The organism is Pseudomonas sp. NMS19W, assembly GCF_051554255.1.
GTDB classification, from domain to species: domain Bacteria; phylum Pseudomonadota; class Gammaproteobacteria; order Pseudomonadales; family Pseudomonadaceae; genus Aquipseudomonas; species Aquipseudomonas kribbensis.
Genome location: NZ_CP136718.1, coordinates 3,840,624 through 3,853,086, shown reverse-complemented (window position 1 = coordinate 3,853,086; position 12,463 = coordinate 3,840,624). Strand labels below are relative to the sequence as shown.

Sequence of the window (12,463 nt, the reverse complement as noted above, 5' to 3'; positions counted from 1 at the left end):
CGGCCATGAGCAAAAGAAAGCTTGTTCCGCTGCTGCTCTACATCCTGTTCCTGCTGGTGCCGATCTACTGGCTGCTGAACATGTCGTTCAAGAGCAACACCGAAATCCTCGGCGGCCTGACGCTGTTTCCCCAGGATTTCACGTTGCGCAACTACAAGGTGATCTTTACCGATCCGAGCTGGTACACCGGTTATCTCAACTCGCTGTACTACGTGAGCCTGAATACGGTGATTTCCCTGAGCGTGGCATTGCCGGCGGCTTACGCGTTTTCCCGTTACCGCTTTCTCGGTGACAAACACCTGTTCTTCTGGCTGCTGACCAACCGCATGGCGCCGCCGGCCGTGTTTCTGCTGCCGTTCTTTCAGCTGTATTCGTCGATTGGCCTGTTCGATACCCACATCGCGGTAGCGCTGGCGCACTGCCTGTTCAACGTGCCGCTGGCGGTGTGGATTCTCGAAGGATTCATGTCCGGCGTGCCCAAGGAAATCGATGAAACCGCCTACATCGACGGCTACAGCTTCCCGAAATTCTTCGTGAAAATTTTCATCCCGCTGATCGGTTCCGGGATCGGGGTGACGGCGTTTTTCTGCTTCATGTTTTCCTGGGTCGAACTGCTGCTGGCGCGCACGCTGACGTCGGTGAACGCCAAGCCGATCGCGGCGGTGATGACACGCACGGTGTCGGCGTCCGGCATCGACTGGGGCGTGCTGGCGGCGGCGGGGGTGCTGACCATCCTGCCGGGCATGCTGGTGATCTGGTTTGTTCGCAACCACGTGGCCAAGGGCTTTGCCCTGGGCCGGGTCTGAGGAACTGATGATGGAATGGATGAGCTGGACCGTCCCGACGGCGGCGTTTTTCATCGTGATTGGCTTGATTCTGGTGGGCATGACCACCTGGGAACTGCGCTCGCCGAGCATCCTGCGGCGCGGGTTTCTGCCGATTGCCACCACCCGTGGCGATCGCTTGTTCATCGGTCTTCTCGGCAGCGCCTACCTGCATCTGCTGGTGATCGGCGTGACCGACTGGAGCATCTGGGTAGCGTCCGCGTTGTCCCTGGTGTGGCTGTTGGCTGTGATGCGTTGGGGCTAGTCGAATCGCTCGGCAATCGTGCTCCAGAACTTAAACAGGAGGTCTCTATGTTCGACAAAAACAATAAGCTGCGACATAGCATTTCATTGGCAGCCATGCTGGCACTCAGCGGTTTGAGCGCAACCGCCTGGGCCGATGCGTACGAAGACGCGGCAAAAAAATGGATCGGCGCCGAGTTCAAGCCGTCGACCCTGACACCGGAGCAGCAACTTGAGGAACTGAAGTGGTTCATCAAGGCCGCCGAGCCGTTTCGAGGGATGGACATCAAGGTCGTCTCGGAAACTCTGACCACCCACGAATATGAATCCAAGGTGCTGGCCAAGGCCTTCAGCGAAATCACCGGGATCAAGCTCACTCACGACCTGCTGCAGGAAGGCGACGTCGTGGAAAAAATGCAGACCGTGATGCAGTCGGACAAGAACATCTATGACGGCTGGGTCAACGACTCGGACCTGATCGGTACGCACTTTCGCTATGGCAAGACCGAGTCGATCACCGACCTGATGGCCAACGAAGGCAAGAACTTCACCTCGCCGACCCTCGACATCAAGGACTTCATCGGCATTTCCTTCACCACCGCGCCGGACGGCAAGATCTATCAATTGCCCGATCAGCAATTCGCCAACCTGTACTGGTTCCGCGCCGACTGGTTCGAACGTGCCGACCTGAAAGCCAGGTTCAAGGAAAAATACGGCTATGACCTGGGCGTGCCGGTGAACTGGTCCGCCTATGAAGACATCGCCAAATTCTTCAGTGAAGACGTCAAGGAAATCGACGGCAAGCGCATCTATGGGCACATGGACTACGGCAAGAAAGACCCGTCGCTGGGCTGGCGCTTCACCGATGCCTGGTTCTCCATGGCCGGTGGCGGCGACAAGGGCCTGCCCAACGGTTTGCCGGTGGACGAGTGGGGCATCCGCGTCGAGGACTGCCACCCGGTGGGTTCCAGCGTGACCCGCGGCGGCGACACTAACGGCCCGGCGGCGGTATTCGCCACGCAGAAATACGTCGACTGGCTCAAGGCCTACGCGCCACCGGAAGCGGCAGGCATGACCTTCTCCGAGTCCGGCCCGGTGCCGTCCCAGGGCAACATCGCTCAGCAGATTTTCTGGTACACCGCGTTCACTGCCGACATGACCAAACCGGGCCTGCCGGTGGTCAACGCTGATGGCACGCCGAAATGGCGGATGGCGCCGTCGCCACGCGGACCGTACTGGGAAGAGGGGATGAAGCTGGGGTATCAGGACGTGGGTTCCTGGACCTTCATGAAATCCACGCCTGAGAAACAGAAACTCGCGGCCTGGCTGTACGCGCAGTTCGTGACCTCGAAAACCGTGTCGCTGAAGAAAACCATCGTCGGCCTGACGCCGATCCGCGAGTCGGACATCAACTCGCAAGCCATGACCGACCTGGCACCGAAACTCGGCGGTCTGGTCGAGTTCTACCGCAGCCCGGCCCGGGTGCAATGGACGCCGACCGGCACCAACGTACCGGACTATCCACGTCTGGCGCAACTGTGGTGGAGCCACATCGCCGAAGCTGCCAGCGGCGACAAGACCCCGCAACAGGCGCTCGACGGCCTGGCCAAGGATCAGGACGCGATCATGACCCGTCTGGAACGCTCCAAGGCCCAGGCCACCTGCGCGCCGAAAATGAACCCCGAGCGCGATGCGCAATACTGGTTCGACCAACCGGGTGCACCGAAGCCGAAACTGGCCAACGAGAAACCGAAAGGCGAGACCGTGAGCTACAACGAACTGCTCAAGTCGTGGGAGGCGGCACGCAAGTAAGCGTTTTTGCGGGACAGGACGGCACCTTCGGGTGCCGTTTTTTTCAGCCCTCGATTTCACGTTTCACCGCCCGGCGCACGGTTTTGAGGATGGCGCTTTCGAAGGCGTTGTGCCCGGCATGCAGCAGTCGGCAGTGAATGTCCATACGTTGTCTGAGCCAGCGCACGCTGGCCATGCCGAAGGTATCGCGGACGCCCTGGATCAGCAGGGTGTTGTCGTCGAGGGTCAGTCTCTGGTCCCTTGGCTGAAAGAAATAGCCTTGAAGGTGGTAATGCAATTCCAGACGGACGGCGAGTACCGCTTCCTGATCGACGAAGCTCTCCAGTGTGCCGGGGCAAACCGTCTGGCCCGTGCGGCGCAGAACAGCATTCAGCCATTCGATGGCGGCAACGCGCTGTTGCAACGGGCAGCCTTCGCCGAGTATCCGGAAGATATCCCGGGCGCGATGGCGTGACACGATTTGCGGCAGTTGTACCGGCCCCTCATTGAGTGCCCGGTCGTACGCCCGGACATTGGCTGTAAAAGGTACGAAAACCGAAACCAGTGTGGTTTTCAGCAGGTGCTGCGGATAGCGCTGCTGATACTGGATTGCCAGCCAACTGCCCCACGAAACGCCGAGCACACTGATCTTTTCGAAGCCGAAATGCTGGCGCAGAGCGTCGATGTCTTCGACACACAGGCCTGTGGTGTTGTCGCGCAATTCGCCGTAAGGCGTCGAGCGCCCGCAACCGCGTTGGTCAAACAGGATGATGTCGAAACGGCGCAGGTCGAAGAATTCCAGGTGATGGCGGCTGATTCGCCCGCCGGGGCCTCCATGCAGGAAAAACACCGGTTCGCCCCCAGTGATCCCATGCCGTTCCCAATAGAGTTGATGACCGTCGTCGGTTGGATAAAAGCCTCTGCCTTGCAGGGAAAAAGTCATGCTGAGTCGGCCGTCAGGTGATAACGGGTTTATGGATCGGGTTTGTGTTCATGCATCCAATGGCGCTCATGGTGTGTGTTTCCTGGTTGTCTGGTGAGTGAACGGTTTCAAGCAGGCGCCGAATCTAGAAGCACAGCGATGATGAGGTCAAAGATGTCCGGAGGTTTCCATTCGCGGTTTTTGGGAGCGTCGAGATACTTACTGACAAATCGTGATTGGACACGCCACGACCGACACAAAGGCTTGTTTTAGTGGGGTAGTACGGGGTGGCTGAACGCGAGCGAAGCGACGATGCATTAGTTTTCAACAAGGTTTTGTTTCATGCCTTCGTAAGACGTTTCATCGCTAGGTCGACGCAAATTCGCACTGATAGGTTTGCGAAGATTTATGGCGGATGTGTGCGGTGATTTTTCCGATGGAGATTGAGAAAACACCGCACAAATCTGCTTGAAGGTTTTAGTGCTTTTCCGCAACTAGGGAAAACCCAGACTGAAAACCGTCATCGCCCCTGGACGGCTTTGCACCTGCGCGGTGCCTGAATGCAGGCTCATGATCGAGCGCACGATGGCCAGCCCCAGTCCCGTGCTGCCCTGTGAGCGGGTGCGGCTGCTGTCGACCCGATAGAAACGGTCGAACAGATGTGGCAAGTGCTGCGCTTCGATACCCGCGCCGGGATTGCTGACCCGCAGTGCCACGTGTGTCGGTGACTGTTCAATGAACAGCGAAACGGTTTTGCCGGGCGGGCAGTGGCGCAGGGCATTGGACAGCAAGTTCGATATCGCCCGCTGGATCATCAAACGGTCACCCGATACCTGCGCGCTGCCGACCACCTTCAGATGGATCTGCCTGTCCTGCGCCGACAGGGAAAACAGGTCGGCTACCCGGAACGCCTCTTCTTCCAGTGCAATCGATTCGAACGACGCGTGCGCCATCGGCTGACTGGCCTGGGCCAGAAACAGCATGTCCGAGACAATCCGCGCGACGCGCTCCAGTTCCTCAGTGCACGATACCAACACGTCCTTGTAGTCCTCGACCGAGCGCTCTCGCGAGAGCGTGACCTGCGCCTTGCCCATCAGGTTGTTGATCGGCGTACGCAGTTCGTGGGCCAGATCATCGGAGAACTGCGACAACTGTTGCACGCCGCTGTCCAGGCGATCGAGCATGACGTTGATGCCTTGCGCCAGTTCGCTGAGCTCTTGGGGCATGTTCACCACTGACATCCGATGGTTGAGGTCCTGGGTGGTCACCTGGGCCGCCACCTTGCGAAACTCGCGCAGTGGCGCCAGTCCGCGCTGCACCGCACCCCACGCGGTGAGGCCGATGAACACCAGCAGCAACGGCAAGGCCATCAGCGTCGAGCGCAGGTAGGCGCTGAGTAGCGCCTGGTCGTGGGCGTTATCCATCGACAACAGCACCGGCACGTTGCTGCCGTCCTTCAGACGAATCAGCTTCGAGGCGGTGAGAAACTTTGCGCCTTCAGCATCGGCGCTGTCGGTGTAAGTCAGTTGATCGGTCGTCACCCGCACCGCTTTCAATTCAACCCGTGGGTCCGTCAATCCTGTTCCGGACTTGAGCAATGGCGAGCGCAAATTGCCCCGGTCATAAATCGTCAGCGTCAGGTTGTCATGCCCCATGACCTGATCGAGCAGAATGTGCGGCTTGCCACTGACCTCATTGGCATCGACGTACAGCGACAGGCTGTGCTCGACCTGCGCCATCTTCTTTTCCAGGCTGTCCCGGGACAACGCGTTCAGTTCATGGGTCAGGGCGAAATACGCGAGGATCGCCAGGAACACCACCAGCAGCGCACCGAGAATGCTGACGGTCAGGCCCAGTCGCAGCGACAGGCTGGCCGGCTTCATTCCCGTGCCTCCAGCACATAGCCGACGCCGCGCAGGGTGTGGATCAGCTTGCTGTCGAACGGGTCATCGATCTTCGCTCGCAAGCGGCGGATCGAGACCTCGACCACGTTGGTGTCGCAGTCGAAGTTCATGTCCCACACCAGCGATATGATCTGGGTGCGAGTCAGCACTTCACCGGACTGGCGCATCAGCAGGTGCAGCAGGGCGAATTCCTTGGTGGTCAGGTCGATGCGCTGCTGGCCACGAAACGCCCGGTGACGGCCCGGATCGAGCTCCAGATCAGCGACCTTGAGCACCTGCGGCACCGGAATGTTCTCGCTACGGCGCATCAGGGTGCGCACCCGGGCCAGCAGTTCCGGAAACTCGAACGGCTTGACCAGATAGTCGTCGGCACCCAGATCCAGGCCCCGGATCTTGTCCGCCAGCCGCCCGCGTGCGGTGAGCATCATCACCCGGGTGGAGTGCGTGCGACGCAGTTGTTCCAGCACACCCCAACCGTCGAGTTCCGGCAGGTTCACATCCAGAATGATCAGGTCATAAACCTGTTGTTGTGCCAGGTGCAAACCGTCAGCGCCATTAACGGCGAGGTCAACGATATAGCCACTTTCGGTCAGACCCTGATGCAAGTATTCGGCAGCTTTAAGCTCGTCCTCGACGACAAGGATTCGCATGATCTATCACCACTTTTATTCAATGGATATTTAATTAAGGTGGCCAGGAAAGTTGTTGTTTTTGTAAGGTCTTCCGGACGGTTTCTGTTACTGGATGGCGTGCAAGGTAAAGGCTGTAGTGGCTACAGAGTCAACGTTCAAGCCCTTTAAACCGGCTATCCGCGACAGCCTGTCGCAGCAGCAGAGCGGTTTTTTCATGACATCGATTTCGGCAAGTGCTGTTCGGCAGATAACTAATCAGTATTTGTTTCCATGTGTTGCTACAACGCCATTCGAATCCGGAATCCTAGAGCAAAACAACTTCGATGAACTGTTGATAACGGATTTGTAATTTTCCAGTCACCTTGTCGATAAGTTCAAAACCCTACCGTGGCGCAATCAAAGATTCTTGATTAAAGGAAGTCTTCCATTGCCCGGTTTAATAGAACGGACGGCGCGCTCACGCCTGAAAAAAACCGCCAGCGGCCTCTTGTTGCTGGCCTGTACAGGTCTTGCCAGTGCATCGACCCTGACCCTGGATCAGGCCCTGCAAACCGCCTTCGCGGGTAACCCGGATCTGGCGGCTGCGCAGTGGGAAATCGGCATTGCCGAAGGTGACCGCAAACAGGCGGGCCTGATCCCCAATCCAGAGGTTTCGTGGGAGGCCGAAGACACCCGGCGCCAGTCGCGCACCACCACGGTGATGCTCAGTCAGCCGATCGAGCTGGGCGGCAAGCGTGGCGCGCGGATTGATGTGGCGAGCCGTGCGCAGGATGCCGCCGGCCTCGAGCTGGAGCGCAAGCGCAACGCGTTGCGCGCCGATGTCATCCAGGCGTTCAACGGTGCGCAAACTGCGCAGCAACGTTTGCAACTGAGCCGTCAGTCACTACAACTCGCCGAGCACGGCTTGCGTGTGGCCCAAGGGCGGATCGAGGCGGGCAAGTCATCGCCGGTGGAAGGCACGCGGGCGCAAGTACAGCTCTCGGAAGTACGCCTGGAGCTGAGCCGCGCCGAGCGTGATCAGGCCAATGCGTACCAGCAACTGGCGCAGGTCATGGGCGCACCGTTACCGATTTCGACCACGGTGCAAAGCGCTGCTCAAAGCCTGCCCGGCGTACCACCGCCCACCCGTTTGCTTGAGCGTCTGAATGAAACGGCGGAGCTGCGTCTGGCGCAATTGCAGATCGATCAGCGCGAGGCATCGCTGGGGCTGGAGAAGTCCCAGCGGATTCCCGATCTCACCGTCAGCATCGGCAGTCAGTACAGCGAAACCGAGCGCGAGCGGGTCAACGTGGTCGGGCTGTCGATGCCGATTCCGTTGTTCAACCGCAATCAGGGCAATGTGCTGGCGGCGGCGCGGCGTGCCGATCAGGCACGGGACCTGCGCAACGCCACCGAGCTGCGTCTGCGCACGGAAATCCAGACCACCCTTGAGCAATGGCAGACCGCCAACGGCGAAATCCAGGCGTTCGACCGGACCATCCTGCCTGCCGCACAAAGTGCGGTCGACAGCGCCACTCGCGGATTCGAAATGGGCAAGTTCGGCTTCCTCGACGTGCTCGACGCCCAGCGCACGCTGATCAGCGCCCGCACCCAATACATCCAGGCGGTGAGCGAGGCGACCGACGCCCGGGTCCGCATCGAACGCATTTTCGGCGACCTCGGCGTCAGCCGTTGAATTTCAATTTTCTGATCACTGCGCGACGGCACGGCGCAGAGGAGTTTCCATGGATAAAAAACTGATCGTGGTCGCTGCGGCGACCTTGGCGTTGGGCATTGGTATCGGCTCGATGTGGGCGGGCAACTCGGGCATCGATGCGCATGCCGATGAAGCCTCTGAACATGCGGATCACGCAGAAGAGGGCGCCGCTGCCGAAGGCGAGCATGGCGAAGAAGGACACATTGAATTGACGGCGGAGCAGATCACGGCCGCGGGGATTCAACTGGCCGAAGCGAAGGCGCAAAGCATCAGTCTTGGCTTGCCGTTCCCCGGCGAAGTGCGCTTCGACGAGGACCGCACCGCCCATGTGGTGCCGCGTGTACCGGGGGTGGTCGAGTCGGTGTCGGTCAATCTTGGTCAGTCGGTGAAGAAGGGTCAGTTGCTGGCCGTGATCGCCAGTCAGCAGATTTCCGATCAGCGCAGCGAACAGGCAGCCGCGCAGCGCCGGCTGACCTTGGCGCGCACGACGTTCGAGCGCGAGAAGAAACTGTGGCAGGACAAGATCTCCGCCGAGCAGGATTTCCTCCAGGCGCGCCAGGCCCTGGAAGAGGCTGAAATTGCCGTGAGCAACGCCCGGCAAAAGATCAGCGTGCTCAGCGGCAGTGTGGTCGCCACCGGCGGCAATCGCTATGAACTGCGGGCGCCGTTCGATGGCGTGGTGGTGGAAAAACACCTGACGCCGGGGGAAGTGGTCGATGAAACCACGGCGGCCTTCACGCTCTCGGACTTGTCGCGGGTGTGGGTCACCTTCGGCGTTTCTCCAAAAGATCTCAACAAGGTGCAAGTCGGCAAACCCGTCACCGTCAGCGCGGCGGAACTGAATGCTGAAGTCAGCGGCACCGTGGCTTACGTCGGCAGTCTGCTCGGTGAACAGACCCGCACCGCGACTGTGCGCGTCACCCTGGAAAACCCGCAAGGCTCATGGCGCCCCGGCCTGTTTGTTACTGCGCTGGTCGCCACCGACAGCCGTCAGGCAAAGGTCGCCGTACCGGAAAACGCGATCCAGACTGTCGAGGACAAACCCACGGTATTCGTGCGCACCGACGACGGCTTCAAGGCGCAAGCGGTGGAACTGGGCAGTCGCGCGGCGGGGCAGGTGGAAGTCACCGCCGGACTGGAACCGGGCGTGCAAGTCGCCAGCGCCGGCAGCTTCGTCCTCAAATCGGAGCTGGGCAAAGCCTCGGCCGAGCACAGTCATTAATCGCGGAAGACTCCCATGTTCGAACGCCTGATCCAGTTTGCCATCGAGCAGCGCATCATCGTGCTGCTCGCCGTTCTGCTCATGGCCGGCCTCGGCATCGCCAGTTATCAGAAACTGCCGATCGACGCCGTGCCTGATATCACCAACGTCCAGGTGCAGATCAACACCGGCGCGGCCGGGTTCTCGCCGCTGGAAACCGAGCAACGCATCACTTTCCCGATTGAAACCGCGATGGCCGGCCTTCCGGCGCTGGAGCAGACCCGCTCGCTGTCGCGCTCGGGGCTTTCGCAAGTCACGGTGATCTTCAAGGACGGCACCGACCTGTTCTTTGCCCGGCAACTGGTCAACGAGCGGTTGCAGTCCGCCAAGGAGCAATTGCCCGAAGGCGTGGAGGCGGTGATGGGGCCGATCTCCACCGGGCTCGGCGAGATCTTTTTATGGACGGTCGAGACCAGGGAGGGCGCGCTGAAAGATGACGGTACGCCCTACACGCCGACCGATCTGCGGGTGATCCAGGACTGGATCATCAAGCCGCAACTGCGCAACGTCCCCGGCGTGGCCGAGATCAACACCATCGGCGGTTTTGCCAAGGAGTACCAGATTGCCCCCGATCCGAAAAAACTAGCGGCCTACAAACTGACCCTGACCGATCTGGTGACGGCGCTGGAGCGCAACAACGCCAACGTCGGCGCCGGCTACATCGAACGCAGCGGCGAGCAATTGCTGATTCGCGCACCGGGGCAAGTGGCGAGCACCGAGGACATTGCCAACATCGTCATGGCCAACGTCGACGGCACGCCGATCCGCATCAAGAACGTTGCCACCGTGGGTATTGGCCGTGAACTGCGCTCCGGCGCCGCCACAGAAAATGGCCGCGAAGTAGTTCTGGGGACGGTGTTCATGCTGATCGGCGAAAACAGTCGCACGGTTTCCCAGGCTGTCGCTGCCAAGCTCGAACAGATCAACAAGTCATTGCCCAACGGCGTGATCGCGGTGCCGGTGTACGACCGCACGCATCTGGTCGACAAGGCCATCGCTACGGTAAAGAAGAACCTCGTCGAAGGTGCGATTCTGGTGATCGCGATCCTCTTCCTGTTCCTCGGCAACATCCGCGCTGCGCTGATTACCGCGATGGTGATTCCGCTGTCGATGCTGTTCACCTTCACCGGGATGTTCAGTAACAAGGTCAGTGCCAACCTGATGAGCCTTGGTGCGCTGGACTTCGGCATCATCGTCGACGGTGCAGTGGTGATCGTCGAAAACACCCTGCGACGGCTGGCCCATGCGCAGCAGCATCATGGGCGGCTGCTGACCCGATCCGAGCGTTTCCATGAAGTGTTCGCGGCAGCGAAAGAGGCACGGCGACCGCTGATTTTCGGCCAGTTGATCATCATGGTCGTGTACTTGCCGATATTCGCCCTGAGCGGCGTCGAAGGGAAAATGTTCCATCCGATGGCGTTCACCGTGGTCATCGCGTTGCTGGGCGCCATGCTCTTGTCTGTCACCTTTGTGCCTGCCGCGATTGCGCTGTTCGTGACCGGCAAGGTCAAGGAAGAAGAGGGCGTGGTGATGCGCGGCGCACGTCGCATGTATGCACCGGCGCTGAACTGGGTGATGTCGCATCGTGCTGTGGCGGTCGGCGCGGCGCTGGGTGTGATCGTGCTCAGTGGCGTGGTCACCAGCCGCATGGGCAGCGAGTTTGTGCCGAGTCTCAGCGAAGGCGATTTTGCCTTGCAGGCGTTGCGTGTGCCGGGCACCAGCCTGACGCAATCGGTGGACATGCAGCAGCGACTGGAAACGTTGATCCTTAATAAAGTGCCGGAAGTCGAGCGCGTGTTTGCCCGCACCGGCACGGCGGAAATCGCCTCCGACCCGATGCCGCCAAACATCTCCGACAGCTACGTGATGCTCAAGCCCAAGGACCAATGGCCGGATCCGGGCAAGTCCCGGGAAACCCTGATGGCCGAGCTGCAACAGGCCGCCGCGACGTTGCCGGGCAGCAACTATGAACTGTCGCAGCCGATCCAGTTACGCTTCAACGAGCTGATTTCCGGCGTGCGCAGCGACGTGGCGGTCAAGGTGTTCGGCGATGACATGGACGTGCTCAACGCCACGGCGGCGAAGATTGCTGCTGCCATGCAGAAGGTCAACGGCGCGTCCGAGGTCAAGGTCGAGCAAACCACCGGTCTGCCGGTGCTGACCATCAATATCGACCGCGACAAGGCGGCGCGTTATGGGCTCAATGTCGGCGATGTGCAGGACACCATTGCGGTGGCCGTCGGCGGGCAGAAGGCCGGGACGATGTACGAGGGCGACCGGCGCTTCGACATGGTGGTGCGCCTATCCGACGCCATGCGCAAGGACATCGAAGGGTTGTCGGCGTTGCTGATTCCGGTGCCCGCGGCGGGTGGTGATGCCGCCAGTCAGATCGGTTTCATTGCACTGAAGGACGTCGCCAGCCTCGATCTGGTGCTGGGGCCGAATCAGGTCAGCCGCGAGAACGGCAAGCGCCTGGTGATCGTCAGCGCCAACGTGCGCGGGCGGGATATCGGCTCGTTCGTCGCCGAGGCGGGCGAAGTGATCGAGCGCGATGTGCCGGTGCCGGCGGGTTACTGGACCACCTGGGGCGGGCAGTTCGAGCAACTGCAATCGGCGGCCAAGCGTTTGCAGATCGTGGTGCCGGTGGCGTTGCTGCTGGTGTTCGGGTTGCTGTTCATGATGTTCAACAACCTCAAGGACGGTTTGCTGGTGTTTACCGGGATTCCGTTCGCACTGACTGGCGGGGTCATGGCGTTGTGGTTGCGGGACATTCCGCTGTCGATCTCGGCGGGTGTCGGGTTTATCGCGTTGTCCGGTGTGGCGGTGCTCAATGGCCTGGTGATGATCGCGTTCATCCGCAATCTGCGGGAGGAAGGGCGTTCGCTGTCCGAGGCGATCAACGTCGGCGCGCTGACACGGTTGCGACCTGTGTTGATGACTGCACTGGTGGCGTCCCTGGGCTTCATTCCGATGGCCCTGGCAACCGGGACGGGGGCCGAGGTGCAGCGGCCGCTGGCGACGGTGGTGATCGGCGGGATCCTGTCCTCGACCATTCTCACGCTGCTGATCCTGCCGGCGCTGTATCAGATTGCCCATCGCCGGGATGAAGAGGCTGCCTAGTCATTTTTTGCTTTAACAACAGGCCCGCAATTGCGGGCCTTTCTACATAACGGATATGTAATTTCGGCGC

General features: G+C 60.3%; 9 protein-coding genes. 6 read left to right on the top strand and 3 right to left on the bottom strand.

Annotation, left to right across the window (positions count from 1 at the left end; genetic code table 11):
• Positions 1-5: 5 nt before the first annotated feature.
• From R1A29_RS17555 to R1A29_RS17545, 3 genes are read left to right on the top strand one after another with little or no spacing between them, the layout of a single operon-like run.
• The gene (locus tag R1A29_RS17555; protein WP_438299065.1) at positions 6-806 is read left to right on the top strand and encodes a carbohydrate ABC transporter permease; all 801 of its coding nucleotides are present in this window, start codon (positions 6-8) and stop codon (positions 804-806) included.
• A 10-nt stretch (positions 807-816) separates the two neighbouring features.
• Positions 817-1,089, top strand: a complete 273-nt coding sequence (locus tag R1A29_RS17550) for a DUF2160 domain-containing protein (RefSeq protein ID WP_039767461.1) — start codon at positions 817-819, stop codon at positions 1,087-1,089.
• A 47-nt stretch (positions 1,090-1,136) separates the two neighbouring features.
• Positions 1,137-2,879: an ABC transporter substrate-binding protein gene (locus R1A29_RS17545; RefSeq protein ID WP_438299064.1), complete on the top strand. Its 1,743-nt coding sequence runs from the start codon at positions 1,137-1,139 to the stop codon at positions 2,877-2,879.
• 43 nt (positions 2,880-2,922) lie between these two features.
• Here R1A29_RS17545 and R1A29_RS17540 read toward each other — a convergent pair whose 3' ends face one another.
• The 3 genes from R1A29_RS17540 to R1A29_RS17530 all read right to left on the bottom strand — a co-directional run bounded on the left by R1A29_RS17540 (position 2,923) and on the right by R1A29_RS17530 (position 6,334).
• A complete protein-coding gene (locus R1A29_RS17540; RefSeq protein WP_438299063.1) occupies positions 2,923-3,801 on the bottom strand; it encodes an alpha/beta fold hydrolase in 879 nt (292 codons plus the stop codon).
• Between the two features lie 473 nt (positions 3,802-4,274).
• The gene (locus tag R1A29_RS17535) at positions 4,275-5,663 is read right to left on the bottom strand and encodes a heavy metal sensor histidine kinase (protein ID WP_438299062.1); all 1,389 of its coding nucleotides are present in this window, start codon (positions 5,661-5,663) and stop codon (positions 4,275-4,277) included.
• On the bottom strand, positions 5,660-6,334 hold the full coding sequence (locus R1A29_RS17530; protein WP_438299061.1) for a heavy metal response regulator transcription factor: 675 nt from the start codon (positions 6,332-6,334) through the stop codon (positions 5,660-5,662). Before R1A29_RS17530 ends, R1A29_RS17535 begins: the two co-directional genes overlap by 4 nt.
• 409 nt (positions 6,335-6,743) lie before the next feature.
• Here R1A29_RS17530 and R1A29_RS17525 point away from each other — a divergent pair, with 409 nt between their 5' ends.
• Genes R1A29_RS17525 through R1A29_RS17515 form a run of 3 tightly spaced genes read left to right on the top strand, consistent with a single transcriptional unit; the run spans position 6,744 to position 12,393 of the window.
• The gene (locus R1A29_RS17525; RefSeq protein WP_438299059.1) at positions 6,744-7,991 is read left to right on the top strand and encodes a TolC family protein; all 1,248 of its coding nucleotides are present in this window, start codon (positions 6,744-6,746) and stop codon (positions 7,989-7,991) included.
• Positions 7,992-8,040: 49 nt separating this feature from the next.
• Positions 8,041-9,234, top strand: a complete 1,194-nt coding sequence (locus R1A29_RS17520) for an efflux RND transporter periplasmic adaptor subunit (RefSeq protein WP_438299058.1) — start codon at positions 8,041-8,043, stop codon at positions 9,232-9,234.
• A 15-nt stretch (positions 9,235-9,249) separates the two neighbouring features.
• Positions 9,250-12,393: a CusA/CzcA family heavy metal efflux RND transporter gene (locus R1A29_RS17515; RefSeq protein WP_438299057.1), complete on the top strand. Its 3,144-nt coding sequence runs from the start codon at positions 9,250-9,252 to the stop codon at positions 12,391-12,393.
• The last annotated feature ends 70 nt before the right edge of the window (positions 12,394-12,463 follow it).

Coding starts and splice junctions, on each gene's coding strand:
- R1A29_RS17530 (WP_438299061.1), bottom strand. CDS start 6,334: ATGCGAATCCTTGTCGTCGAGGACGAGCTTAAAGCTGCCGAATACTTG.
- R1A29_RS17535 (WP_438299062.1), bottom strand. CDS start 5,663: ATGAAGCCGGCCAGCCTGTCGCTGCGACTGGGCCTGACCGTCAGCATT.
- R1A29_RS17540 (WP_438299063.1), bottom strand. CDS start 3,801: ATGACTTTTTCCCTGCAAGGCAGAGGCTTTTATCCAACCGACGACGGT.
- R1A29_RS17550 (WP_039767461.1), top strand. CDS start 817: ATGGAATGGATGAGCTGGACCGTCCCGACGGCGGCGTTTTTCATCGTG.
- R1A29_RS17515 (WP_438299057.1), top strand. CDS start 9,250: ATGTTCGAACGCCTGATCCAGTTTGCCATCGAGCAGCGCATCATCGTG.
- R1A29_RS17520 (WP_438299058.1), top strand. CDS start 8,041: ATGGATAAAAAACTGATCGTGGTCGCTGCGGCGACCTTGGCGTTGGGC.
- R1A29_RS17545 (WP_438299064.1), top strand. CDS start 1,137: ATGTTCGACAAAAACAATAAGCTGCGACATAGCATTTCATTGGCAGCC.
- R1A29_RS17555 (WP_438299065.1), top strand. CDS start 6: ATGAGCAAAAGAAAGCTTGTTCCGCTGCTGCTCTACATCCTGTTCCTG.